Genomic DNA, 25,160 nt, shown 5'->3' with positions numbered 1-25,160 from the left:
CGGACCGACCGGGGCGGCAGCGGGTCGGCCGGCGGGTCGCCACGCCGCCGGGGCGCGGGTGCCGGACGCGGCGGCAGTGGGCGCACCATGACCGACAGCACGAGTTCCTCGCTCGCGTCGTTCTCGTTCATCGGTTCTCGGAGATGTCGTAGAGCTCCAGGAACGTGCTGGACACGGCGTTGAGCGCGGTGCGGAACTCCAGCACGTCCTGGGTGTAGGCGGCCTCGGAGCCGGTGAGCGCGCCGTCCATCTCGACCACCGCGTCGTGCAGGTTCCTGGCGACCTCGTGCGGGGTGAAGCTGAACGACACCGACCTGGTCTCCTTGAGGAACTGCTCCCCCAGCCAGCCGACCAGGCTGATCACCGCGCCGTAGGGGGCGGTCACCGGCACGATCGACAGCGCCATGCCCAGGCCCTGCACGGCCTTCCACTCGTTGGTGTGGTCGCTGGTCGTGGTGGTGGTCTGGTCGAGCGCGGCGGTGGCCGAGCGGACCAGACTGAGGCTGTTCTGCTGGTAGGTGTGGATGATCGTGGCCCGCTCGTTGATCAGCGTGCCCAGCCCGTTGGCGATGATGGCGTGGTTGAACAGCGTCGGCTTGGTCGAGGCGAAGATGCCGTTGGCCGCCCGGTCGGCCGCCGCGCCGGTCCACTCGGCCATCCAGTCCTTGTCCCGGTCCCGGTCGACGAACAGCAGGTCGACGGTGTTGGTGAGGGTCAGCCCGGTCACCAGCGCGTCGTCGGCGCCGGCGCCGCCCGCGTCCGGGGTGGCGCCGAAGTCACCGGCCATGGACACCAGGGCGTTGCGGGCGTCCTCCAGGGCCGTCAGGTTGTGGGTGGCGAACGGGGGCAGCGCGTCGGAGATCAGCTTGCGGTCGTTCCAGCACCACTGCTCGACCGCGCCGAGCAGGTCGCCCAGGACGCACCGGGTGTACTCGGGAACCTCGGTCTCCACGCCCTGGTACTCGATGGTCTCCAGGTCGTAGTGGTAGGACTCGCGGATCTTGCCCTCGCAGGAGATCGATCCGGGGCTGCCCTGGGCGCCGGCGTCGATCCAGTTCACGTAGGCGCAGCCGCCGACGACCTGGCCGTAGTTGATGTGCGCGAACATCTCGGCGGTGCGGTACTCGGGCAGCGAGCCGGGGAGTCCACTGAGCGGCGCCGGAATGTCGACCTGGTTGAACACCGACTCCTTGACGACCTGGTACCAGCGTTCCCGCAGTGTCAGCTCGAAGTGCTCCAGGGCCGAGTCGATCTCGTAGGTGTAGCCGTAGTCGGGCACGTCAGTTCCCCTCTTCCGGGTCCAGCCCGGAGAGGTAGCCGTCGCCGGCCTCGATGTTCTCCGCCGGGTTCTCGTCGGTGCCGAAGCCGTCGGGCTGGGCGTCGGTCGCGCCGTCGGGCCGGTCGGTGTCGCCGGCCTCCCTGCCGGGGTCGATGCCCAGGTCCGCCTCGCCGATGTCGTAGGCGTCGAAGTCGTTCTGGTACCGGTTGTAGACGTCCTGCTGCTCGGTGTCGGTCTGGACGTAGTCCCGCGCCGAGGCCTCCAGCTGCTCACCGACGAGCTGGTAGCGGGCGGTGGTGGTCCGCAGGTACTCGTAGAACTCGTCGAGCATCGCGACGACATCGCTGTCCGCGCCGGTCGCCGCGCCGAACTTGTCGGCCAGGTGCGGCGTCGCCGCGTCCGTCCTGGTGATCTTGGTGGTGATCTGGGCGTACTGCTCGGCGGCCGAGTAGCTGTTCTTCGCCAGGCTCATCACCACGTCGATGTCCACGTGGAAGCCATCCACAGTGGTCTCCTTTCGGATGTCCGGTTGTCCCGGGACCACTGTGTCGGCGATCGCTTTGCCGACGCTTCGCCGTGCCTTCGCTGCGCTTCGCCGGCCGGCGAAGGTCAGTCGGTCGGGCCGACGAGCTTCCAGCCGTCGCGCCAGGCCCAGCCGTGGCGGGCGTTGAGGCTGATGTTGAGCAGCGCCAGGTGTTCCAGCGACAGCGCGGCCGACAGCGGGCCGGCGTCGACCGGCCGGTAGCCCAGGCCGGCGAGCAGGTCGCGCACGGTCTGCTTGGCGGGTTCGTGGTCGCCGGCGTAGAACCCGTCCAGCGCGACACCGTGGACGACCGGGTCGGCCTGGTTGGCGGCGAAGACCGTGTTGAACGCCTTGACCACGTGCGCGCCGGGCAGCGCGTCCTGCAGGTGCTCGGCGGCGGAGCGGTCGGTGACCGCTGACCGGCCCGGTTGGTCACCGACCGGGTTGGTGGCGTCGATGACGACCTTGCCGGTGACCGCGCCGGACAGTTCGCCGGCGAGCCCGGCGGTGGCGGTGTGTGGCACGGCGATGATCACCGCCTGCGCCGACTCGACGGCGTCAGCGGCCGTCGCGGCGGCGGAGGCCCCGGTCTGGTCGGCCAGCGCGCTGGCGTGGTCGGGGTCGGTCGCGGTGACGGTGACGGCGTGCCCGGTGCGGGTCAGGCCCCTGGTCAGCGCGCCGCCGACGTTGCCGGCGCCGATGACGGCGATCCTCATGGCGGTGTCCCTCCGTGCTGTCCCTTGTGGACAGATTCTGCGGCCGTCCCGGCGGGGCCGCATCTTCACGGCAGGTAGCGCTGGGCGGTGCGGGTCAGGCTGGAGCCGACCAGCACGCCCAGCGCGATCGCCACGACCGCGAGCAGCGCGCTGAGCAGGTCGGCCAGGCCGGAGCCGGCGTTGGTGCCGACCAGTTCGGACACCCCGCTCAGGCCAAGCGCGCCGGGCACCAGCAGCCAGAACGCCGGCAGGAACACCACCTGGGACGGCGGCCCGTGGTGGCGCTGGGCGAAGTAGGCGATCGGCACCAGCATCAGGCCGCCGACGAACCCGCTGAGCATGCCCAGCCCGGCGAGGGTGGTGAGGAACTGCGAGCCCCACGCCAGGTAGAGGGTGATCAGCAGCCAGTGCAGCGACCCGCGCGGCGCCGAGGAGTTGAGCGACTGGCCGACACCGAACACCAGCACCCCGACCAGCGGCGCCCACCAGCCCAGCGCGGCCGGCGGCGAGGTCGGCTCGGTCGGCACACCGACCAGCTGGGTGCCGGCCAGGATGCCGAAGGCGAGCAGCATCAACGAGAAGAACCCGGACACCAGCCGGCTGCTGCCGCCGACCAGCGACCCGGCGGCCATCTCCACCGCGCCCATGGTGAGCGCCGCGCCGGGCAGGAAGGTCACCAGCGGCGGGATCAGCAGCTGGGTCGGCCGGTCGCCGACCAGGTACTCGCCGAACTGGTAGACCAGCACCGTGACCAGCATGGCGGCCACCACCGGCAGCGCCATCGCCAGCACCTCCACCCGGTCGGCCAGCAGCCGCAGCAGCCCGACGATCGCGCCGAGCACCAGGTAGCCGGCCAGCGCGCGCGGGTCGGCGTTGAGCACCAGCCCCAGGCCGGCGGTCAGCCCCGCGTGCCCGATCACCCGCACCCACCAGGGGAACCGCGGCTCGGTGGCGCGGATCTCGGCCAGCCGGGCCACGCCGTCGGCCGGCGCGACCCGGGTGGTCCTGGCCTGTTCGAGCAGCGCGTACAGCTCGCTGATCTGGTCCAGGCGCAGCGGCGCCAGGTCGGTCGGCGCGAAGTCGACGGTCGAGGACGGGCCGGTGCCGATGCGGACGAACACCCCGGTCGGCAGGACGAAGAAGTGCACGTCCGGCACGCCGTAGGCGGCGGCGACCTCGTCCATCTCGGCGGTCACCCGGTTGGCGCCGTCGCCGGCCTGGCACAGCGCGACACCGAGCTGGCGGAGGAAGTTGATCAGCTCCTCCGGCGGGGGCGGCGGCCCCTCGGGTTCGCCGGGGACCGCCACCTGCCCGGCCAGCCGCCGGCCGAGCGTCACCGCCAGACGGCGCAGCGACCAGTGGTAGGCCCTCATCGCGTGCGGCTCAGCCGCCGATCAGCCCGACCACGATCGGCCCGGTCAGCGGCAGCAGGATGCTCGACATCGCGTAGGTCACGGTGTAGCCGATGAGCGGCACGCTGTTGCCGGCGACGTTGGTGATCGCGGTGATCGCCGGGGTCGAGCACTGCTGGCCGGCGATCGCGCCGATCAGGATCGGTGGTTCGAGCTTGAGCAGCTTGCGCCCGACGAACAGCGAGATCAGCGCGGGCACCAGCACCATGCCGATGCCGCAGAACGGCAGCAGCACCCCGTACTTGGCCAGCAGCGGACCGGCCTGCGGGCCGGCGGTCAGGCCGGTGGCGGCGATGAACGTGGCCAGCCCGAGGTCCTTGGTCATCGCCGCGGCGGCCGGCGGGAAGTTGCCGATGAACTGGTGGCGGGAGCGGAACCAGCCGAACACCAGCCCGGCGAGCAGCGCGCCGCCGCCGGTGCCCAACGACAGCGGCACGTCGCCGATGCGGATCGACAGCTGACCGATCAGCATGCCGATCGTGACACCGAGCCCGAGGTAGACGAAGTCGGTGGTGATCGTGCGCGGCACCGCGTAGCCGGCGAGCGTGGTGACCCGGTCAAGGTCGGAGGTGGCGCCGGTGACGGTCAGCTCGTCACCCCGGTGCAGCCGGGTCCCGCGGGACAGGTCCAGGTGCTGCTCGGTGCGCGACAGGCCGGTCAGGAACACGCCGTGGGTCCTGGCCAGCTCGTTGTCACGCAGGTCGCCGATGGAGCGGCCCTCGACGTCCTTGCGGGTGACCACGACGTGCCGGGTCTCCAGCTCCATGTCCAGGCCGGCGCCGCCGGCCTGCTCCTCGCCGATGACGTTCTCGGCGTCGACCAGCGCGGCCCGCTCCCCCACGACCAGCACCAGGTCCCCGTCGCGCAGCGCGAGGTCGGGGGCGACGTCGACGGGCTTGCCGTCCCGGCTGACCTTCTCGACGGTGGCGCGGGCCGGCAGCGCGGCCTCCAGCTGGGCGACGGTCCGCCCGGCGGCGGCGCTGACCCGGTAGTCGCGGCCGACGAGCCGGGGGGCGGCCGGCGCCTCACCGGGGTCGTCGTCCCCGCCGCCCATCTTGCGCAGCAGCGCGGCGGCGGACTCGCGCAGGTTGATCCGCATCAGCACCGGCGCCAGCCCGCTGGTGAACAGCACGATGGTGACCAGGCCGAACAGGTAGCAGACGGTGTAGGCGGTGGCCACGTTGGACTGGAAGACGCTGGTCTGGTCGCCGGACAGGCCCAGGTTGCCGATCGCCTCGGTCGCCGTGCCGACGACCGCCGACTCGGTGGCCGCCCCGGCCAGGATGCCCGACGCGGTGCCCACGTCCAGCCCGGCGAGACCGGCGATGATCAGCACCAGGACGACCACGCTGACCATCTCGATGACCGAGAGCAGGCCCATCCGCAGCCCGGAGGAGTTGAAGTTCGCGAAGAACTGCGGGCCGCCGGTGAACCCGAGCGCGAAGATGAACAACGCGAACGCGATGTTCTTCACCTCGTCGTTGAGCGACACCCCGATCAGCCCGACGAGCAGCGCCACGATCAGCGTGCCGCAGATGCCGCCGAGCTGGATCGGCCCGACCCGCAGCTTGCCGACCAGGTAGCCCAGGGCCAGGCAGATGAACAGGGTGATCTCGGGGGTTCCCTGCAGGAACTCCTTGAGCCAGTCCACCGGTTCAGGTCCGGGCCGTCGCGGTGGCCGATCCCTGGCGTGGCACGGCGGCCTCGCCGGCGCTGGCCCGCCACTCGTCGAGGTACTCGCCGAGGATGGTGTGCAGGTGGTGGCCGATCTTGAGGTAGTCGATGTCGTCCAGGTTGGCCAGCGACACCCGCACCGACCACTCCGGACCGTCGAACCCGCCGCCGTTGAGCAGCACCACCGAGCTCTGCTCGGCGATCCGGAACAGCGGGTCGATCGGCTCGTAGTTGTCCTTGAGGTAGCTGGCGAACTCCTTGCCGTGGACGCGTTCCGCCTCGGCCATCAGATCCAGCTCCAGGTAGTAGCCGGCCCGCTTGGGGTCCTCGGCGATCTTCATCTGGGCGCCTTCAAGGAGCAGTTCGAGCCGGGTCCGGACGATCTCGCGGACCCGCGCCTTGTACGCCTTGCCCTCCGGTTGCAGCGCGAACAGGGAGAACAGGGTCATCTGGACCTGTTGGGGGGTGCCAAGACCGGAGGTGTGGTTGAGCGCGACGCGGCGGGAGTCGGCGACCAGCCGGTCGATGAACCGGATGTCGTCGGGTTCGAGGGTGAGCGTGCCGTAGCGCTCGCGCAGCCGGGCCTTCTGGTCGTCGGGCAGCGCGGCGAGTTGGTCGTCGAACACGTTGTCGTCGTGCAGTCCGATGACGCCAAGGCGCCAGCCGGTGGCGCCGTAGTGCTTGGAGTAGGAGTACACGAGCAGGGTGTTGCGCGGCAGGTCGGCGGCGATGCTGCGGAACCCGTCGACGAACGTGCCGTAGACGTCGTCGGTGACGATCATCAGGTTGGGGTTGTCGGTGCGCACGATCTCCTGGATCTGCTCGCTGACCCGGTCCGACAGCGCCAGCGACGGCGGGTTGCTGGGGTTCACCAGGCACAGCGCCTTGACCGACGGGTCGGCGAGCTTGGCGACCTCCTCGGTCGGGTAACGCCATTCCCGCACGCCGGTCTGGGCGAACATGCTGGCCTGGACGAGGACGATCTCCAGGCCGTAGGTGTCGAGCACGGGGATCTCGATGTAGGGGGTGAAGATCGGCACCATCAGGGCGATCTTGTCGCCCCGGTGGAGCAGCCCGTTGGCCATCAGCGAGTCGAACACGTAGCACATGGCGGCGGTGCCGCCCTCGGTGGCGAACAGGCTCAGGTTCTGGTTCTGGGGTGGGCGGCCGTCGAAGATCTCCTCCTGCAGGTAGCCCCGCACGACCCGCTCGGTGTGGGTGAGGATGCGGTCGGGCACCGGGTAGTTGTCGGCGATGACCGCGTCGGCGAGTTCGTGCACCCACGGGTCCGGTTCGAACCCGAACCGCGAGACCCCCAGCTCGATGGCGCTTTCCAGTTGGGCGATCCCCGGCAGGTTGGGGTTGGCGCGCGCGAAGGCCCGGAACCGCCCGGCGATGCCGTACTCCTCCGGCATGCCGCCGAGGTTGTCGGCCGTCCACACGCGACGGCATTCGCCGAGCGCGAAGTGCCCGAGGGCGAGGAAGGCCTCCCGGGGCCCGGTGGCGACCCAGTTGGGGTTGCCCCGGCCGGCGTTGAGCATGACGGTCGCCGCGCGGTGCTTCTGGGTTCCCTGGCTGGCCGCGTGCCGGTCGGCCAGTTCCATGAACCTGCCCTTGAGCTCGAAGGGACTGAGCTGGCCGAGAGCGCGCATCTCGTCCCGGCTGTAGGACGACTTGGTCATGGTCGGTTCCCTTCGTTGGGGTTGGTGCGTTCGGTCAGTGGTGGAGGATGACGATCACCGCGCCCCAGATGGTCAGCAGGACGTTGCCGACGGCGTAGGGGATCGTGTAGCCGAGGGTGGGGATCTGGCTGCGCGCGGACTCGTTGATCGCACCGATGGCGGCGGTGGTGGTCTGGGCGCCGGCGAGGACGCCCATCAGGATCGGGAAGCGGACCTTGAGCAGCCAGTACCCGACGACGAACCCGGCCAGCAGCGGAATCACCGTCGCGATGGCCCCGAAGACCAGCAGCCCCCACCCGGCCTGGGAGAGCCCACTGGTGAAACTGGGCCCCGCGTTGATCCCCACCACCGCGACGAACAGGCAGAGCCCGAACGTGTCCATGAACCACTGCGCGCCGGGGGGAACGTTGCCGAAGGTCGGGTACTTGCCACGCAGCCACCCGAACACCAGCCCCATGATCAGGGCCCCACCCGACGTGGACAGACTGATGGGAACCCCGCTGACGGTGAGCGCCGGAATCCCGACACATCCGCCGAGAACGATCCCCAACCCCACCCACGCCATGTCGGTGACGTAGCTCGTCCGCACCAACTTCCCGATCTCCCGACCGGCGGGATCAACCAGTCGCCGGGGCCCGGTCAGGACGACGGTGTCCCCACGCTCGATCCGGGTACTCAACCGGAACGGGTACTCGGCCCCCGACCGATACATCTTCTCGACATAGACACCGACCATGAACGGCTCCCGCCGAAGGCGGGCGATGCTCGTCCCCAACCGCGCGCGCTCGGACACGACGACATGGACGGTTTCGGTCTGGTAGCTGAGCAGCCCGACGTCGTCGACCTCGGCGCCGATCTCCCGTTCGGGGTCGAGAACGACCAGATCCCCCCGCAGGGCGCTGACCGCCACCACGTCGCCTTCGGCGAGCACCCGCCCCTGGTCGTGTTCCAGCAGCCTGCCGTCCCGCCGAACCCGGGTGATGTAGATCCGCCGGCCGTCCTTGGCCTGGGCCCGTTCGAACTCGTCCACGGTGCGCCCCACCAGCGCCGGCCGCTGCACCCGGAAGGCCCGCAGGATGACCTCGTAGTACCCCTCGTCGAGGTCCGGGTCCTCGGCGCCCGCGTCGAGTTCCTTGGCCAGGGTGGCGCTTTCCCGAGCCAGGTCGTGCCCCGTCAGCCTGGGCAGAACGGAGGCGAGCAGCACCGCGCACAGAATGGTGCCCAACGGATAGGTGACCGCGTACCCGATGGCCACCAGATTGGCTTCCGACGCGGCCTGCGCCGACGAGAGGCCCGGCAGGTTCCCGATGGCGTCCCCCGCCACCCCGATCACCGCCGACTGGGTCAGCGCCCCACCCAGCAACCCGGCACTCAACCCCGGCCCATATCCCAGAACGGCGGCGAACAACCAACACACCAACAACCCGGTGACGCACACCACCAGCGAGATTCCCACCTGCGGAAGCCCGTCCCTGCGCAACCCGCGGAAGAACTGCGGCCCCACCCGGTAGCCCAGGGCGAAGAGGAACATGATGAAGAACAACGCCTTGACGGTGGAGTTGACCGAAACATCGAACACCCACCCCAGGAACAGTCCCGCGATCAGACATCCGGTCACGGCCCCCAGGGCGATCGACCGGTACCGAAGACGTCCCACCAGGAACCCGACAGCGACGGTCAGGAAGACGAGCAACTCCGGATAGGGCTTGAAAATGTTGTCCCTGAGGAACCCCATTCCCCACCTGCTCCCCTCGTCCCCACACCTCCCACCAGGTCCGGCTCCCGCCCGCGTCTCAGCGTCAACCGAGATCGCCGTCGGCGCCCCCAGAGCCCCGCACAACCACCCGAACGGGTAACGACGAAAGTCGCACCACCACTAGTCACGAACCAGCGAAGGAACGTCCACCGCGGGCCACCCCGCCGCCTCGTCAGGCTCGGCCAACCCCAACAGCCGGTACACCACCTCGCGCAGCGCCTCCCCCGACACCCCCAGCCGCGCCGCCACTCTTCCCCGCACGATCCGCCCCTGCTCCGCCCCCGCCTCCCTGGCCGCGCGCACCTGCTCGGACAACGACACCCCGTCCCGAACCCTGGGCCCGCACCCCGCCAACGCCGCCATCACCGACCCCTCGGCCACTTCCCCGTCCGGAAAGTGCCCGAACAGCACGGGAATCCCGGCCGCCGCCGCGTAGGCGGTCACCGAGCCGTGGTCTCCGACGACCACGTCCGCCGCCGTGACCAGGCCGCGCCAGTCCTCCCCGGCGTCGACCAGGTCGACGCCGGCGGCCCGGACGTCCCGCAGCGCCTGGTGGACCTGCCGGACCCCGTGTGCGGACCAGACCGCCGGGTGCGCGGTGGCGATCACCCGGTGGTCGCCGGGCAGTTCGGCGGGCAGTCGGGTGAGGAGGTCGCGGCGGGCGCCCAGCAGGGAGTGCGGGCCCCAGGTGGACGCGACCACGACGAGGACCTGACCGCCGCGCACCCCGAGCGCCGCCCGGTACCGTTCCCGTTCCCCCGCGCAGCCGACGAGCCGGTCGAGGCACGGGTCGCCGGCGACGACCGCCGTGCGCTCGGCCTCGGGGCACTGCCGGCGCAGGGTCGTGAGGTGTTCGGCGTGCGGCAGGACCAGGGCGTCGAGCACGGGCCGGCCACGGCCGTCCAGCAGTGAACGGCGGTCCAGGCCGTACACCGGCCGGGTGCCGCCCATCATCGGGCGGGACCATTCCGGCCAGAGTTTGGTGAAGCCGGCACCGTGCGGTACGGCCATTTTCCGATTCGCGGGAATGTCCCCGAGACGGTGCAGGCTGACGCCGATGACCAGATCGAACCGTCGTTCCACCGGCCACGGCACGACACTGACCCGGCGTTGACGCAGCCACTGGTCGACGTCGTTCCCCAGGGCGTCCGGAACCTGGGTGTAGCGCACCTGGATCCGGGGATCGCTCTCGAACAGCGGCACGATGTCCTCCAGCCGGGCCAGGCTGGTCAGTGTGTGCGCGGCGACCAGCACATCCCGTTGTACGGCCAGGGTGCGCCAGTCCTGTGGTACACCTGGTGAACGCGAGAAAATCATGGCGACCCCCAGTGAGTGAATTTCGCCCATCGTAAACAGCGAAATCCCCGGCTGACAACAAAAGAATGCCGACTAAAACTGGAATGCAGGGGCACGAGAAATCCGGTGCCACGCGGCCTTCGGTCCGAAGTCGGGCCACCGGCGACACGAAGACCACTATCCTCGGGCGCATGTCGAGGGTCAGGCGAACCGCCGCGGTGTTCCTGTTCGCGCTCGCGCTGTCCGGCTGTGTCAGCCGGTACGCCGGCCCGGGATCCACCGCCGAGACGACCACCACCACCACCTCGACGGAACGGGTCAGCACGGCCGACGGCACCGACCTGACGGCCTGCGCGGACGGCACCTGCGAGGTCCTGCTCACCGCGCGGACCTCGGCCGTCCCCGTTCCGGGCGGCACCGTCACGGTCACCGTCGACGGGCGGCGGGTCGAGTACGAGGTCAGCCTGAACGGCGGCGGCGCCAGCGGTTCGGCCGAGGGTTCCTGTGTGGTCACGTTCGATCTGGACGGCTCCGGCACCGGTTCGGTCTGCCACGCGGGCGGTCCGACGCCGGATCCCGACCCGGGGCCGGGCGAGATGGCCATGGTGGTCAGCGATGAGGGGCCGGTCCTGCGTCTGGTCACCGGCTCTTGACTGACCGGTCAACTCGTGGCTAGCGTGCCGGCATGGACACCCGCGACCGGATCGTCCGGTCGGCCGCCAGGCTGTTCCTGACGCGCAGCTACCGGTCGGTCGGTATCGCCGACCTGTGCACGGCGGCCGACGTGCGCAAGGGCAGCTTCTACCACTACTTCCCGTCCAAGACCGACCTGGCGAAGGCCGTCGTGGACCTGCACGCCGAACAACTGCGACGCCGGCTCGACGACGCACGCACCGACGACCCGGCCGCCACCCTGCTCGCCGTGGCCGACGCCGTCGGCGAGATCCACGACGGGTTCGAACGCCGCTTCGGCCGGGTCGTCGGCTGTCCGTTCGGCAACCTGGCCGCCGAACTGTCCACAACGGACGACGAGCTGCGCGCGCACGTCGCCGGGGTGTTCGCCGGCTGGGAAACCACGATGGCGCGCGCCTGCCACGACGCCGCCGACCGTGGCGTGCTGCGCGCCGACGTCGACCCCGACGGGCTCGCGCACATGATCCTGGCCCAGATCCAGGGCCTGATCCTGCTGGCCAAGGTCAGCGACGCCCCCGCCGCCGGCATCGCGCCCGGCCTGCGCGCCCTGATCACCGCGACCCTCCGGGAAGGTGCACCGACGTGACCCTCGACCAGCACACCGTCCTGCCAGCCCTGCTCGACGAGTGGACCGCGCTCGACGCACTGCTCGGCACGCTGGCCCCCGCGCAGTGGGCCGCGCCGACCGCCCTGCCCGGCTGGTCGGTGCACGACAACGTCTCCCACCTCGTCGGCACCGAGTACGCGCTCAGCGGCCGGCCAACACCGCCGTGCGAGGTCGACGTCCGCGCCCTGCCGCACGTGCGCAACGACATGGGCGCGGCCAACGAGGCGTGGGTCATCGCGCTGCGCGAGGTCGAGCCGGGCGAACTGCTGGCCCGGTTCCGGGAGATCACCGGCGTGCGCCGCGAGTACCTGGCGGCGCTGTCGGCCGCCGAGTGGGACGCCCCGTCGTGGACCCCGGCCGGCGAGCGCACCTACGGCCGGTTCATGCGCATCCGCCTGTTCGACTGCTGGATGCACGAACAGGACATCCGCGACGCCCTCGCCCTCCCCGGCCACGAGGACGGCGCCAGCGCGCGGGTCGCGCTCGACGAGATGGCCGACGCCCTGGGCTACCTGGTCGGCAAGCGCGCCGGCGCCCCGGACGGCGCGTCGGTCACCATCGAGCTGACCGGCCCGCTGCCCACCACCTGGCACGTCGCCGTCGACGGCCGCGCGGCGCTCGTCGAGCGGCTACCCGGCCCGGCCACCGCCACCCTGCGCCTGTCCTCGACCCTGTTCACCCGGCTCTGCGGTGGGCGGGTCCCGGTCGCCGAGCGGCTCGGCGACATCGCGGTCACCGGCGACACCGACCTGGCCGGGCGCGTCGCCAACGCCCTGCCGTTCACGATCTGACCCCGCCACCCGGCACAGCACGGCGAACCCGTCGTCGGTGCCGCGCCAGTGCCGCCGCAGGGCCGCCAGCCCGGCGCGGCGCACCACCCCGCGCAGCACCGCGACCATGACGATCACGTCGTCGGCCTGCCCGAGTACCGGCACGAAGTCGGGCACGAGGTCGATGGGCAGCAGCAGGTAACCGCCGAGCAGCCACAGCCGCACCCGCACCCCGCGCGGCAGGTCACGGTCGCCGGCCAGCCGCCGGACCAGGCCAAGCACGTCCGGCAGCAGCCGCAGGGCCTCCCCCAGGCGGTGGCCGCGCGGCCGCAGGACCAGCAGCGCGACCACCAGCAGCAGCCAGGTGCCGGCCAGCCCGATCCCGACACCGATGACGATGCCGATCACCGTGTCCAACCCGGTCTCCCGGTGTAGCGTCGTCGTCGCGGCGGTGGGGCCCGCCGCTCCGGTACCCCGGACAACCGCGCCAGGACGGCTGCCAACGGTCCCTACTCGTCAGGGCACCAGCATGCCCGCCGGAGTGGGAGACGACCATGGACCCGAAGCCGGTCGACCCGGACGTCGATCTGCACGTTCCCGCCCAGCGGCGGGAGCTGACCCACCACCACCTGTCGGTACTCGGGGTGATCGCGGCCGGCGGCGGGCTGGGGGCGTTGGCGCGCCACGGCCTGGCGCAGGCGCTGCCCACCGCCCCGCGCGGGTTCCCGTGGCACACGCTGATCGCCAACGTGGCCGGGTGTCTGCTGATCGGGGTGCTGATGGTGGTGATCACCGAGGTGATCACGGCCCACCGGCTGGTGCGGCCGTTCCTCGGGGTCGGCGTCCTGGGAGGTTTCACCACGTTCTCGACCTATGCGTCGGAGATTCGTGCGCTGCTGGCGCCGGGAACGGTGGCGTTGGCCTTCCTGTACCTGGCCGGCACGCTGGTGGCGGCCCTGCTGGCGGTCGTCGCCGGCATGGCCGGCACCCGGGCGCTGGTGGGTGGGCGGTGACCGCGCTGCTGGTCCTCCTCGGGGGAATGGTGGGGGCGCCGCTGCGGTACCTGGTGGACCGGGCGGTCCAGTCCCGGCACGACAGCGCGTTTCCGTGGGGGACGCTGGCGGTCAACGTCGGCGGCTGTGTGGTGTTGGGGGGACTGACCGGGGCCGGCGCGGCCGTTCCCGGGGAGGTGTTCGCGGTGGTCGGGACCGGGTTGTGCGGGGCGCTGACCACCTACAGCACGTTCGGGTACGAGACCGTGCGGTTGCTGGAGCGGCGGTCGTACTTCTACGCCGTGGCCAACGTGCTGGTGAGCGTGGTCGCCGGGCTGGGGGCCGTGCTGGTCGCCTACGTCGCGACCAGCGCCGCCCTGCCCTGGGGTGAGGTCAGCGGCGGGCGCTCTCCGGCGGCCCCAGGTAGCTGACCTCCAGCCCGCCGGTGTCGACGACGACCTTCTGGACGACCACACCGGGATCGACGGCCCACACCGTCAGCACGTGTCTGCCTGGCCCGACGACGTGCCCGGTGGCGGTCCGGTTGACGTTGTCCGAGGTGTTGCGCTCCCACTCCCGGTTCATGGTCGTGTCGTCGGCCCCGCGGATGACCTCGACGGTGCGCGCCGGGGCGGAGTCGAACGACACCGCGTACCGCAGACCGTCGGTGAGCACGGCGTTGCGGGGCGACACGTGGACCCACACGGTCACCGGGCCGCCGGAGGTCAGGTCGACCTCGAACTCCAGCCTCCCCGAGTTCCCGCGCATCCCGTCGGAGTCCCGCCCGATTCCCGGGATCCGCGTCCAGTCCCCCACGACCCGGTCGGCGTGCGCCGCGTCCATCGACACGTACCCGTTGGCCTCGACGAACCCCCGCCGCCCCGGCGTGTTGTCGACGACGGCCAGCACCTCGACGACCCGGCCGGCGCCGTGCACCCGCAGCGGCACCCGGCTGACGCCGTCGGGCGCCCGACGCCAGTCCACCCGCACCTCGACCCGGACCTGCTTGTCCACCACGCCCCGCGCGGGAGTCGCCACGACCCACGGCCGCGTGGCCTCGACCCGGTAGGCGAACGGGTCCGAGCCCCGGTTGAACACCTCCAGGTACTGGCCCGGCTGGGTCTGGTACCGGCTGAACTCGGGCAGCACGGCCGCCGATGACGCCTGCGGCCACCACCGCGCCGACCCGTCGATCGCGACCCCCATCTCGGAGCCGGGCGGCACCTCGATCCGCCGCACGGCCGGGAAGACCTCGTCGGGCAACGCGACGTTGTCCCGTTCTGGCTGCTGCCACGGCGCGTTCGGGCCGTAGCGTTCGACGTCGCCGTAGCCGATCTTGGGCTGGGTCTGGAAACCGTTCCACTTCCCGCCGGCCAGCGCGGTGTTGTAGTAGTGGGACATCGACTGGTCGACGGCGAAGAGCCGGTCGGTCAGGTCGGCCTGGTCGTTGGCGGCGGCCCGGCCCTGCTCGACGTACCGCAGGTTCGTGAACTCGGCCTGGCGCAACGCGTACAGGTTGGCCGTCGCGGCCACGGCATAGCCGACCAGCTGGTGGTAGGCGTCCTGGTGGGAGTCCGGCAGCCGCCGGCGGACCCGTTCGGCGCGGGCCGCGAGGTCGCGCCACTCGTCGGTGACCCGGGCCATCTCGCCGTAGTGTTCCAGGGAGAACGGGGTCTGCTGGTCGTCGTAGGTGATGGTGCCGTCGGCGGCGGTGGTGATCCGGCGGTTGAGCAGTTCGGGCTTGCGGCGCGACTGCAACCGGCCGTAGGTGTTGAGCACCTCGGCGATCTCACCGGCGTGGGCCGGGCCGAAGTTCTCGGCCGCGTAACGACGTTCCCACTCCGGCAGCCGCGACACCGGCCACGCGTCGGGATCCCAGGCGTAGTCGAGGAAGAACTGGGTGGGCAGCTCCTCGTTCTTCAGGTCACCGACGTTGACCACCCACAGCCGGTCGACGCCGGCCTCGTAGGCGGTCGACAGCTGCTCCCACGTGTTGGCCAGGTTGACGGTGTCCACCCACTTGTAGTTGCGGCCGCCGCCCACGTAGTCGAAGTGGTAGTACAGGCCGTAGCCACCGGCGCGCGGCGCCAGCGTCGGGTCGGGCAGCCTGCGCAGGTTGCCCCAGTTGTCGTCGGTGAACACGACGGTCACGTCGTCGGGGGCGCGCAGGCCCTTGTCCCAGTAGCGCTGGACCTCCTTGTACAGGGTCCAGACCTGCGGGGTGTCGGCCGGGTCACGGCCGGTGGTCTCGGCGATGATCCGGCGTTCGTTGTCGATGATCTCGCGCATCAGGTCGATGCCGTCGCCGTCGGGCAGGCTCACGTCGCCGTTGCCGCGCATGCCGATGGTGACCACGCTCTCGCTGCCCTCGTCGACCATCCGCTCCAGGCCGTCGCGCCAGTAGGCCCTGATGGCCTCGGCGTTGCGCCGGTAGCTCCACTCGCCGGTGCCGCCGTAGGGGTCGTGGCCGGGGGTGACGACGGTGCCGTCGGCGTCGCGAACCGCCGGGACGGCGTGCCGGTTCCACTCCTCGATGCCGCGCGCCATCGGCGCCTCGTGCGAGGTTCCCATGATCACGCCGTACTCGGTGGCCCTCGCCTGGTTGGCCGGGTCGTCCTCGGCGAACGCGCGGCCCCAGACCGCCGGCCACAGGTAGTTCGCCTTGAGGCGCAACATGGTTTCGAAGACCCGGGCGTAGAAGTCGCTGGTCAGGCCGCCGGGGTGGCCGGGGGCCTTGCCGGGGCCGAAGTGTCGCGGCGCCCAGGTGCCCAGCGCGGGGTTCTCGTCGTTGATGAACAAACCCCGGTACTTGACCGCCGGGGTGCCCTGGGTGTGCCGGCCGGGGAGTACGTGCAGTTCGGCCGAGCGGCGGGCCGGCACGTCGTCCCACCAGTGCCACGGGGAGACGCCGATGCGCCGGGACACGTCGTAGGCGCCGAAGATCGTGCCGCGCTGGTCGCTGCCGGCGATCACCAGCGCCTGCCGCACGCCGGGCAGCGGGTCGCGCACGACCTGCTGCAACGAGGTCTCCCACGAACCGGCGATGCCGGTGACGTCGAGCGTGCCGTCGGCGACGAGGGCGTCGATCAGCGGGCTGAGGCCGAGGGTGCCGACGATGACCGGGGTGGCGCCGCGCGGGACGGTGTCTCGCAGAAGTTCCGGGCGCTGGCCGGTGACGCGTTCGATGTCGGTGGCCAGGTCGCCGGCGACCCGGTGTACGCCGGCGTGGTCGGTCGAGCTGACCACGATCGGCGCGGCCCGTCGCCTTGCCACCAGAGGAAAGGATCCCTTCCGGGGCGCTGTGACCACATAGGACTCCGAAGGGCCGGTGGCCGGCCTGGCGGGGGGTTTGGTAGGCGCCGCGGTCGTCAGCGCGAGGACGGCGACCAGCAGGGGGACGGGCATCTTCATGTCGATCTCCGGTGCTCGCGGCCGAAAGTTTCGAACATCTTCCGCAACATAGTCACGATAGCGTTACAGGGATCAGGAAGCCAGTGGCCGGAGTGCTTGACCCACAGGAGCGGTGTCGACGACACGACCGAAACTTTCGGTGACAACCCCGGCCGACAAACGGCAACTGTTGTCACCGAACGGCGGCTGTCGCGCGCGACACGTCGAGGCTTACCGTCGCCGGAAACCGAGGATGGACAAGGGGTAGGCCATGAGACACCCGCGCATCCTGTTGGTGGCAGCCACTCTCGCGCTCACCACCGCCGTCACCCCCGCCGCCGCCGTGGCTGCGCTGGCCCCCGACGACCCGCTCACCATCGGCCCGGCCACCCTGACCGGCGCGGTGACCGACGCCGTCACCGGGGCACTGTCGGCGACGCTGTCGGCCAGCGTCACCGACGACGGCAGCCCGACGGCCGCGCTGAACCTGGCCGCCGCCAACCGGCCGTGGTCGGTCACCGGCTGGCACACCGACCCGAGGACCGGCGAGGTGACCGTGTCGGTGTTCGGCTCCGCCGACGGGGTCGCCGACTGGGCGGCCGACAGCGGCGTCACGCGGATCGCCGTCGAGCACGTCGCCACCGCGCCCCGCCCGTACTGGGACCTCGTCGGCGGCCAGCTGATCTACAGCGGCGCCGCCCGGTGCACGCTCGGCTTCAACGCCCACGCCGGCGACGTCCGCTACGTGCTCTCCGCCGGCCACTGCGTCGCCGGCGGCTCGACGGCCTGGTACGGCGTCGGCGGCTACATCGGCCCCGGCTCGGGATCCTCGTTCCCCACCAACGACTACGGCCTGATCCGGGTCGCCTCGGCCGACGCGGAGTCCACCCCGCTGGTCGACCGCTACGGCGCCGGCGGCGACGTCACCATCACCGGCTCGTCGTCCGCCGTCGTCGGTTCGTCGGTGTGCTCGTCCAACCCCGTCAGCGGCTGGAACTGCGGCACGGTCACCGCCACCAACACGACCGTGTGCTACCAGCAGGGCTGTGTGTACCAACTGATCCGCACGAACATGTGCTCGGCGCCGGGCGGCTCCGGGGCCCCGGTGGTGACCAACCCCGGCGCCGGCTCCACGGTCCGCGCGATCGGCATGGTCGCCGGCGGTTCGGGCAACTGCACCACCGGCGGCGTGACCTACGCCCAGCCCATCCAGGAGGTGCTCGCCGTCTACGGGCTGACCCTCTACACCGGCTGATCCGGTGGCTCGGGCAGTGGCTCGGGCAGCGGGTTCGGTGGGTTCGGTGGTGGTGGCAGCGGCGGCTGCGGCGGGTCGGTCGGCTGGGGGGTCGGCTCGGGCGTCGGCGGGATCGGGTCGGGGGTGGGCGGTGTCGGCGTGGTCATGCGCGCGGATGCCCTGGCCGGCCGGTGGTGAAACCCCGAGCGAAACCCCCGGGCACCGCCACTCGATCAGGTGATGATTCTTGACGGTGTCCGGGAAGTTCCGCTTGGGTCCGGTCTCAGGCTTCCCCGTATCGACGGGAACGTAAGGGGTCCCCGGTGGGCTACACGCAGGACAGGACTCCGGTCACCGCGGCCAAGATCGTGGTCGCCGGCGGTTTCGGAGTGGGCAAGACGACGTTCGTCGGGGCGGTCTCGGAGATCGCGCCGCTGAGGTCGGAGGCGGCGATGACCGCCGCCGGCATCGGCATCGACGACACCGACGCCGTGCCAGGCAAGACCTCGACCACGGTCGCCATGGACTTCGGCCGGATCTCCCTCGGCGAGGACCTCGTGCTGTACGTGTTCGGCACGCCGGGCCAGCACCGGTTCTGGTTCATGTGGGACGAGATCGTGCGCGGGGCCATCGCGGCGATCGTGCTGATCGACACCCGCCGCCTCGCCGACTGCTTCGCCGCGGTCGACTTCTTCGAGTCCCGGCGCGTGCCGTTCCTGGTGGCGGTGAACAACTTCGAGGGCGCGCACCGGTTCCGCGAACGCGACATCCGGGAGGCGCTGAACCTGCCGGCGGACATCGCCGTCGTCGACTGCGACGCCCGCTCCCCCGCCTCGGCCCGCAAGGTGCTGATCACGGCGAGCGAGTACGCGCTCTCGCTGACCGGAGTGGGCTGACCCACGCCAAGGTGTGGGCGCCGGTGCCCTGGGTATCCCCCAGTCACCTGGTCCCCGAGACCGCCTGGGAGGTCGACAGCGATGCACCCTCAACCCGACAACGCACCGGTGAACGGGTCCATGGTGACCTTCCTGCTCCACGACGAGGACGGCGAGCGTTACCGCGTCGGCGAGGTCGTCGGCCCGGTCGAGGAGGACCCGCAGACCGGCGAGATCTGGGTCGGTGTCCGGGTGTGGCACGCCCCGCCGGCCCGTGCGCTCAGCCTCATCCCGCTGACGACCGTGCTCAACATCGCCCCGCCGAGCGAGGGTGACCGCGCGGCCTGAGCAGGGCCTTTCCGGCCGCTTTCCGGTCGTCCGCGAATGGTGGGCGGCTGGAAAGCGGCTGTGTCCAGCGCCGTCATTGGGTAATCTGACCTGTCCAACAGGTGAACGGCAGGTTAACGACCCAAGGGGCGATGGGCATGCGAGACGTATTCCAGACCGACCTGGACGCGCTGCGTGAGCAGCTGGCCGAGATGGGCGTACTGGCGGCCAGAGCCATGCGCGACGCCACCACGGCCGTGCTGACCAGCGACGGGGAGCTGGCCGAGCGGGTCATGGCGGCCGACGCGGAGCTCGACGTGGCCCGCGACCGGTGCGACGAGACCGTCCAGCGGCTGCTGGCCCTGCAGGCGCCGGTGGCCGGCGACCTGCGACTGGTGATGACCGCCGTCTACTGCGCGGACAAGATCGAGCGGATGGGCGACCTGGCGGCGCACGTCGCCGACACGGCCAGGATCCGCCACCCCGAGTGCGCGGTGCCGGCCGAGCTGACCGCGTCGTTCACCGAACTGGGCACGATCGCCGCCGGGATGGCCGACCGGCTCGTCGAACTGATCGGGCGGCCGGGCCACGGCGGGTTCGCCGAACTGGACGACACCGACCGGGCCGTCGACTCGCGGCACGCGGCGGTGATGGCGGCGGTCACCGATCCCGACTGGCCGCACGGCATTCCCAGCGCCACCTCGCTGGCCCTGTTGGCCCGCTACTACGAGCGGTTCGCCGACCAGGCCGTCTCGGTCGCCAAACGACTCGACTTCGTGGTGACCGGGGTCATCGCGGCCTAGGCCGACCGGCAAGTACGGCCTCCACTTTCGTGGAACAGCCACCGTCAGTGACCCGGACGGTGGCCGACAGGTGAGCCTGGACGGCGGAGTGACCACCGTCTGAATGCTCCGGTAACGTACCGAAAGTGACCCGGGACGCACAGCTACCAACACTGGAGTTGGTGGACCAGAACAAACCGAGCGTCGCCCGGATCTACGACTGTTTCCTCGGCGGCAAGGACAACTACGAGATCGACCGGCAGGTGTTCCGGCAGATCAGCGCGGTCGCCCCGGAGATGAGCCAGCTCGCCCGCACCGGGCGCTACTGGCTGTTGCGCGCGGTCCGGTTCCTGGCCGGCTCGGCGCGGATCACGCAGTTCATCGATCTCGGGGCCGGCCTGCCGACCACCGAGAACACCCACCAGGCCGCCCAACGGATGAACCCGTTGGCCCGGGTGGTCTACGTGGACAACGACCCGGTGGTCGCCGCGCGCGGGCGGGCGCTGCTGGAGGAGAACGACCGGACCCACCTGGTGTTGGCCGACCTCACCGACCCGGAGGAGATCCTGCGCGGCGCGGCGGTCGGGGCGCACCTGGACCTGACCCGGCCGATCGGCCTGCTGCACAGCGCGACGATGCCGCACGTGCCCGACGAGCGGGACCCGTGGGGCATCCTCGCCCGCTACGTCGAGCTGCTGCCCAGCGGTTCCTACGTGGCACTGAGCCATTTCCACGATCCGCGCGACGGTGGGGAGGGCGGTCTGCTGGCGACCGTGCTGGAGGACGCGTTCGTCAACGGCGCCATGGGCTCGGGCTACTTCCGCACCCGTGAGCAGATCGGGCGGATGTTCACCGGGTTGGACCTGGTCGAGCCGGGTCTGACCGCCCTGGCCGACTGGTGGCCCGACGGGCCGAGGGTGTTCGCCGGCACACCGGCCGATCTGGTCACCCTCGGTGGCGTCGGGCGCCGACCCTGACCTACCAGTCCACAAAGGACTGTCCACATGAAACGTTCAGGACCGCCGGCCGGTGGCTGGGGGGAGCTACCGGCCGGCGGCATGGTCGCCGGCGCACGAACAGGCTGCGTCAACAGTGCTTGTGGGGGAGTCGCACCGCCGGAAAGCCCGTTCGCCCTGGCTCAGGCGGCGACCATCCAGTACAACGGCGCGGATGCCCGTTCCGTTCCCGCCACGACGTGCCGTCGGTCACTCTCCGAACACGGCCGCGTCGGTACCATCCACCCGACCCACCGCGACCGGTGAGGGGCGCCCATGCCGCAGGTGTTGCTCGTCGAGGACCACGACATGGTCGCCGAGGCCATCGGACGCGCACTGGACCAGGCCGAGGGCATCACCGTGGTCGCCAGGGCTCGCTCCATCGCCGAGGCCCGCGCCCAGGCCCACCAGCACCGCCCGGACGTGGTGGTCCTCGACCGCCGGCTGCCCGACGGTGACGCCATCAACGCGATCGCCGACCTCAACGCCGCCGGTGCCAGGGTGCTGGTACTCACCGCCGACGCCAACGCCTCGGTCGCCGCGCGGGTCGCCCAGGCCGGCGGCGCCGGCCTGCTGCTCAAGTCCTCCCGGCTCGACGAGCTGGAGACCGCCGTACGCCAGGTCGCGGCCGGCGAGGCGGCCTTCGGCCCCGGCCTGCTCACCGGTGTGCTCGAACGGCTCTCCAGCCCCGCCGGCAACCCGCTGACCGCCCGCGAACAGCAGACCCTGGTGCTGCTGGCCGCCGGCGCCAGCACCGACGAGATCGGCGAACGCCTGGGCGTCACCCGCAACACCGTGCGCAACCACGTCCAGCGCGTCCTGGACAAGCTCGACGCCCGGTCCAAGCTCGAAGCCGTGGTCATCGCCCGGCGCGAGGGCCTGCTCGACTGACGCGGGGCGCGCGGGCCCCGCGTCAGTCGAGCGGTCGATCCGGTCAGCCGGCGGCCTGGTGGTCGCGCGCCACCCGCAGCAGCTCGACCAGACCCTCGGCGTACTCCTGGGACTCGGCGTGCGCCTCGGGGAACGGCGGCTGGAAACCGACGCCCTCCCACCGGTTCGTCTGGTCGTTCCACCGGTCGTTGCCGATCTCGAAGTCCCACGCGAAGATCCCCAGCTCGTAGTAGAGCTGGTCGGCGGAGTTGCCGGCCGCCGAGTACAGCACGTCGGCCACCGGGCCGGTACGCGACGGCCAGGTCACCGTGCCCCGGCTGGCCGCGATCGCGCCGACGATCCGCTTGGCCGACGCCTGGAACAGCGCGCCCTCCTCCGGCGACGGCCGGGGCAGGGTGATCCGGCCGGGCATCGCGTAGGCCCCGGGCGGCCACATGAAGTAGCCGCCGTAGGAGTGCACGTTCATGCCGAACCGGATGTTCGGGTACGCCTTCGCCAGCGCGACGACGTTGTTCGCCTCCGGCTCGGACAGCTCCTCGGTGCCGGCGTAGTTGCCGGACAGGCAGTTCGCCGACGCGCCGACGTAGCCGTCGAACAGCGAGCCGACGGTGTAGTTGCGGTTGACGTCCACGCCCCACGAGTCGGCGTTGCGCGGGTCGCGCTGCGCGCCGGTGCAGTGGTTGGACAGGTTCTTGCGCTGGAAGTTGGCGTCGTTGAACGAGTAGTTCGCGCCGTCGGGGTTCACCACCGGGATGACGAACACGTCGACCTGCGCCAGCAGCGCGCGGGTGTCGGCGTCGGTGGCGTGGTTGGCCAGCAGCCGCTCGGCGAACTCCAGGGTCACCAGCGGCGTCGCCCACTCCCGCGCGTGCTCCTGGGAGTAGGCCAGCACGCCGATCTTCGAGTCGTCGGTGTGCCCGCCGATGCGCAGCGCCTGCACGGTCCACGGCTTGTGCGGCACCCCGGCCGGCGCCGCCAGCCCGTCGGACATCCGCACCGCGCCGACCACCGGCATGACCTTGCCGGCCGAGCCGTCCTCGACGAACGCGCTGACCCGCTGCGGGAACCTGGCCGAGATCAACGCGGCCACCTGGTCGGTCGTGCTGATCACCGCGCCGTCGCGGCCGGTGGCCAGCGAGACGGTCAGTACCCGGTCGCGCCAGCTGGCCTGCGCCGGCCGGTTGGGCTTGCCGGGGTCGACCGTGCGGACCTGCCAGCCGTTGGGGCCCTGGTCACCGAAGCGCACCGACTCGACGACCACGGCCGCGGCCGCCGGGTCGCCCAGGTAGGCGGTGGCGGTGCGGCGGTAGCCCTGGGTGCGGTGCGGCAGGTCGATGACCTCCACCAGGTCCGGGTACTGGCGGGCCAGGCGGGCGATCCTGGCCTTGATGTCGATCGGCGTCAGGTAGGCGTCGATGAAGTCCTTCTGGTAGCCGTCGGGCAGCGGCGGCGGCGTGGCGCCCGGCCAGTGCGACGGGGTCTGCGGGCGGCTGGTGCCGCCGAGGCTGGAGGTCGCGGTGACCCGCACCGGCCGCGACGGCAGCACCTGCGGCTCGGCGACGTGGTACTGGTACTCGCCGGCATCGGTGAACCGGCGCAGCGCGAAGGAGCCGGTGGTGCCGTCCTGTCCGGTCCAGTTCACGGTGATCTCGACGTCAGGGTCGTACACGGCGGTGGTGGCGACCCGGGTCTCCAGGAAGGTGCGCCCGCCGGTGACCCACCAGGAGGCGGACAGGAACTGGAGGGTGTCGGCAGCCGTGTCGACGGCCGAGGCGGCGCGCGCGGTCCCGGCGACGCTGCGCTGGTAGTGGCGGGCGGCGTCGCCCTCGGTCTGGATGAGCTGGGTGGGGGTGGCGCCCCGCGCGACCATCCGGTCGAGGGTGGGGCCGTCGAGCACGAGGTCGGCGGTGACCCGGCCGTTGGTGTCCCGGCCGGACGCGGCGACGTCGGCGCCGGCGGCGATCAGCTCGTGGAGCATTTGTTCGGTGGGTAGCTCAAATCGCACCAGCGCCAGTTCACCGTCGGCGACGGTGATGGTGGCGCCGGGGGTGGCGTGTGCCGGCACGGTGCCGGCCACGGCCGAGCACAGCAGGGCGAGCGCGGCGGCGGCGCTGCCGCATCTGCGCTTGAACATGGGGCCTCCCAGGCAGAGGACGGTGGACACGGGAATTCTTCCCCACATAGTTGAAAAGGCAAGTGTTTCTTTCACCGAATTGTCCTTTGAGGACCCGCTATGGGTTGTGGACGCCGCCCGGGTGCGAGGTTGTAAGTTGCCCTCGTGAACGCCCCTGGCGACCTTCCGGAGTCGGGCGACGAGTGGGACGCGGCCTGGCTGGAGTTCCACGCTGCCTGGCGGCCGAGATTGCGCGCGTTCCTGACGTCGGTGTGTGACGACAGCGCCGATCTTGTCGAGGACATCCTGCGGGTGAGCCTGCTCCAGCACCGCAGGCAGTGGGCCACCCTCGATGATCTTGACCTGGCCCATGTTCTGCTGTTCGAGATCGTGCTCGACCAGGTAAGGGCGTTCCGCGGCCAGGCGTCGGTGACACCCCTGCGGTCCACCGCGACGGTGCTGCACGAGTTGGTGGAGCTACCGGTCGAGGACATCGCCGCGGTCGCGAGGACCAGCGTGCGGGTGGTGCGGATGCATCTGGCGCTGGGCGACCAGGACCACCCGCTCGTGCTGGCGACGCCGGAGTTGGACGGTGTCGACCACGGCGTGGCGTTGCTGCGTTCGGCCTACGACCAACTGACCGTTCCGCGCCCGGGGGCCGCCGACGACGAACCAGAGGCGGACTACGCCCTGGGACTGGTCTGCGAACAACGCGGCGACCTGCGGGGGGCGGCGCTGTGCTTCCAGCGGGCGACCGCCCACAACTTCGAGGACGCGGCGGAACGGTTCGTCTCGGTGCTCGCGCAGTTGAGCCTGCCGAGCCGGGGGCGTCACGCGCTGGCCGATCCCCCGCCGGCGGCCGACCCCGGGGAGCGGCTGGCGCTGGAGGCGTTGGTGGTGGCCAGCGGGGTGGACGTGGAGGGCTTGTCGCTGTCGGGGGAGGCGCGGGCGGTGTGTGCGCTGTGCGGACAGGCGCGGGGGGTGGTCGAGGTGGCGGCGATGCTGGGGATGTCGCTGGAGGTCGTTCGGGACGTGGTCGGGGAGCTGGCGTCGCTGGGGTTGGTGGTGGTGCACGAGAGCGGGGTCTCGGCGGGGGTGATGGAACGGGTTCGGGTCGGGCTGCTTGGTCTGTGACCGGCCCCCGACGGCCGAC

Annotated in this window: 23 protein-coding genes and 1 pseudogene; 12 read left to right on the top strand and 12 right to left on the bottom strand. The window is 71.3% G+C overall.

What is annotated here, in order from left to right:
- Window positions 1-127 precede the first annotated feature (127 nt).
- The 8 genes from BLA60_RS24680 to BLA60_RS24645 form a co-directional block, all read right to left on the bottom strand.
- Window positions 128-1,279 (bottom strand): hypothetical protein, encoded by a 1,152-nt coding sequence (locus BLA60_RS24680; protein WP_075135370.1) that lies wholly within the window; start codon window positions 1,277-1,279, stop codon window positions 128-130.
- A gap of 1 nt (window position 1,280) precedes the next feature.
- Entirely contained in the window at window positions 1,281-1,784 is a 504-nt protein-coding gene (locus BLA60_RS24675; protein ID WP_154814560.1) for a hypothetical protein, read from the bottom strand.
- Window positions 1,785-1,888: 104 nt separating this feature from the next.
- Window positions 1,889-2,581 (bottom strand): NADPH-dependent F420 reductase, encoded by a 693-nt coding sequence (locus BLA60_RS24670; RefSeq protein WP_084735240.1) that lies wholly within the window; start codon window positions 2,579-2,581, stop codon window positions 1,889-1,891.
- 2 nt (window positions 2,582-2,583) lie between these two features.
- Window positions 2,584-3,891, bottom strand: a complete 1,308-nt coding sequence (locus BLA60_RS24665) for a threonine/serine exporter family protein (RefSeq protein ID WP_084735239.1) — start codon at window positions 3,889-3,891, stop codon at window positions 2,584-2,586.
- 10 nt (window positions 3,892-3,901) lie between these two features.
- Window positions 3,902-5,581, bottom strand: a complete 1,680-nt coding sequence (aspT, locus tag BLA60_RS24660; RefSeq protein ID WP_075135367.1) for an aspartate-alanine antiporter — start codon at window positions 5,579-5,581, stop codon at window positions 3,902-3,904.
- A 4-nt stretch (window positions 5,582-5,585) separates the two neighbouring features.
- Window positions 5,586-7,286, bottom strand: coding sequence for a bifunctional aspartate transaminase/aspartate 4-decarboxylase (locus BLA60_RS24655; protein ID WP_075135366.1), 1,701 nt, complete (start codon window positions 7,284-7,286; stop codon window positions 5,586-5,588).
- A gap of 34 nt (window positions 7,287-7,320) precedes the next feature.
- A complete protein-coding gene (aspT, locus tag BLA60_RS24650; protein WP_075135365.1) occupies window positions 7,321-9,021 on the bottom strand; it encodes an aspartate-alanine antiporter in 1,701 nt (566 codons plus the stop codon).
- 141 nt (window positions 9,022-9,162) lie between these two features.
- The gene (locus BLA60_RS24645; RefSeq protein ID WP_154814558.1) at window positions 9,163-10,359 is read right to left on the bottom strand and encodes a hypothetical protein; all 1,197 of its coding nucleotides are present in this window, start codon (window positions 10,357-10,359) and stop codon (window positions 9,163-9,165) included.
- Between the two features lie 170 nt (window positions 10,360-10,529).
- Here BLA60_RS24645 and BLA60_RS24640 point away from each other — a divergent pair, with 170 nt between their 5' ends.
- Genes BLA60_RS24640 through BLA60_RS24630 form a run of 3 tightly spaced genes read left to right on the top strand, consistent with a single transcriptional unit; the run spans window position 10,530 to window position 12,429 of the window.
- Entirely contained in the window at window positions 10,530-10,991 is a 462-nt protein-coding gene (locus BLA60_RS24640) for a hypothetical protein (protein ID WP_075135363.1), read from the top strand.
- A 32-nt stretch (window positions 10,992-11,023) separates the two neighbouring features.
- Window positions 11,024-11,617, top strand: coding sequence for a TetR/AcrR family transcriptional regulator (locus tag BLA60_RS24635; RefSeq protein WP_075135362.1), 594 nt, complete (start codon window positions 11,024-11,026; stop codon window positions 11,615-11,617).
- A complete protein-coding gene (locus BLA60_RS24630) occupies window positions 11,614-12,429 on the top strand; it encodes a maleylpyruvate isomerase family mycothiol-dependent enzyme (protein ID WP_075135361.1) in 816 nt (271 codons plus the stop codon). Before BLA60_RS24635 ends, BLA60_RS24630 begins: the two co-directional genes overlap by 4 nt.
- A 114-nt stretch (window positions 12,430-12,543) precedes the next feature.
- On the opposite strand, the pseudogene BLA60_RS46565 reads toward BLA60_RS24630, so the two are convergent.
- Window positions 12,544-12,633 (bottom strand): annotated as a pseudogene (locus tag BLA60_RS46565) (DUF1232 domain-containing protein); the annotation flags it as partial.
- A 329-nt stretch (window positions 12,634-12,962) separates the two neighbouring features.
- On the opposite strand from BLA60_RS46565, the gene BLA60_RS43560 reads away from it, so the two are divergent.
- Together BLA60_RS43560 and crcB are read left to right on the top strand one after the other, a co-directional pair.
- The gene (locus BLA60_RS43560; RefSeq protein ID WP_075135359.1) at window positions 12,963-13,421 is read left to right on the top strand and encodes a fluoride efflux transporter FluC; all 459 of its coding nucleotides are present in this window, start codon (window positions 12,963-12,965) and stop codon (window positions 13,419-13,421) included.
- Window positions 13,418-13,831, top strand: a complete 414-nt coding sequence (crcB, locus tag BLA60_RS43555; RefSeq protein WP_075135358.1) for a fluoride efflux transporter CrcB — start codon at window positions 13,418-13,420, stop codon at window positions 13,829-13,831. Before BLA60_RS43560 ends, crcB begins: the two co-directional genes overlap by 4 nt.
- Here the strand turns inward: crcB and BLA60_RS24610 are convergent.
- Entirely contained in the window at window positions 13,794-16,673 is a 2,880-nt protein-coding gene (locus tag BLA60_RS24610; RefSeq protein ID WP_245812133.1) for a glycosyl hydrolase 115 family protein, read from the bottom strand. The two genes, crcB and BLA60_RS24610, sit on opposite strands and share 38 nt — an antisense overlap.
- A gap of 388 nt (window positions 16,674-17,061) precedes the next feature.
- On the opposite strand from BLA60_RS24610, the gene BLA60_RS24605 reads away from it, so the two are divergent.
- Window positions 17,062-18,045 (top strand): S1 family peptidase, encoded by a 984-nt coding sequence (locus BLA60_RS24605; RefSeq protein WP_075135357.1) that lies wholly within the window; start codon window positions 17,062-17,064, stop codon window positions 18,043-18,045.
- Here BLA60_RS24605 and BLA60_RS43550 read toward each other — a convergent pair.
- A complete protein-coding gene (locus BLA60_RS43550; RefSeq protein WP_154814557.1) occupies window positions 18,033-18,191 on the bottom strand; it encodes a hypothetical protein in 159 nt (52 codons plus the stop codon). The genes BLA60_RS24605 and BLA60_RS43550 overlap by 13 nt on opposite strands.
- Window positions 18,192-18,347: 156 nt before the next feature.
- On the opposite strand from BLA60_RS43550, the gene BLA60_RS24600 reads away from it, so the two are divergent.
- The 5 genes from BLA60_RS24600 (at window position 18,348) to BLA60_RS24580 (ending at window position 21,894) form a co-directional block, all read left to right on the top strand.
- Complete coding sequence (locus BLA60_RS24600) at window positions 18,348-18,920, top strand: GTP-binding protein (protein ID WP_075135356.1); 573 nt, start codon at window positions 18,348-18,350, stop codon at window positions 18,918-18,920.
- An 81-nt stretch (window positions 18,921-19,001) separates the two neighbouring features.
- Window positions 19,002-19,247, top strand: coding sequence for a hypothetical protein (locus BLA60_RS24595; protein ID WP_075135355.1), 246 nt, complete (start codon window positions 19,002-19,004; stop codon window positions 19,245-19,247).
- A gap of 137 nt (window positions 19,248-19,384) precedes the next feature.
- Complete coding sequence (gene phoU, locus BLA60_RS24590; RefSeq protein ID WP_075135505.1) at window positions 19,385-20,029, top strand: phosphate signaling complex protein PhoU; 645 nt, start codon at window positions 19,385-19,387, stop codon at window positions 20,027-20,029.
- A gap of 125 nt (window positions 20,030-20,154) precedes the next feature.
- Window positions 20,155-20,985: an SAM-dependent methyltransferase gene (locus BLA60_RS24585; protein WP_075135354.1), complete on the top strand. Its 831-nt coding sequence runs from the start codon at window positions 20,155-20,157 to the stop codon at window positions 20,983-20,985.
- A 294-nt stretch (window positions 20,986-21,279) separates the two neighbouring features.
- A complete protein-coding gene (locus BLA60_RS24580; RefSeq protein ID WP_075135353.1) occupies window positions 21,280-21,894 on the top strand; it encodes a response regulator transcription factor in 615 nt (204 codons plus the stop codon).
- A gap of 43 nt (window positions 21,895-21,937) precedes the next feature.
- Here BLA60_RS24580 and BLA60_RS24575 read toward each other — a convergent pair whose 3' ends face one another.
- Window positions 21,938-24,028, bottom strand: a complete 2,091-nt coding sequence (locus BLA60_RS24575) for a M14 family zinc carboxypeptidase (protein ID WP_075135352.1) — start codon at window positions 24,026-24,028, stop codon at window positions 21,938-21,940.
- A 144-nt stretch (window positions 24,029-24,172) separates the two neighbouring features.
- Between BLA60_RS24575 and BLA60_RS42355 the strand changes: the two genes are divergently transcribed.
- Window positions 24,173-25,141, top strand: a complete 969-nt coding sequence (locus BLA60_RS42355; protein ID WP_084735237.1) for a DUF742 domain-containing protein — start codon at window positions 24,173-24,175, stop codon at window positions 25,139-25,141.
- Window positions 25,142-25,160 lie beyond the last annotated feature (19 nt).

Origin of the sequence: Actinophytocola xinjiangensis (assembly GCF_001921215.1) — a bacterium.
In the GTDB taxonomy this organism is placed as follows: domain Bacteria; phylum Actinomycetota; class Actinomycetes; order Mycobacteriales; family Pseudonocardiaceae; genus Actinophytocola; species Actinophytocola xinjiangensis.
This window is presented reverse-complemented; position numbering and strand designations above follow the sequence as displayed.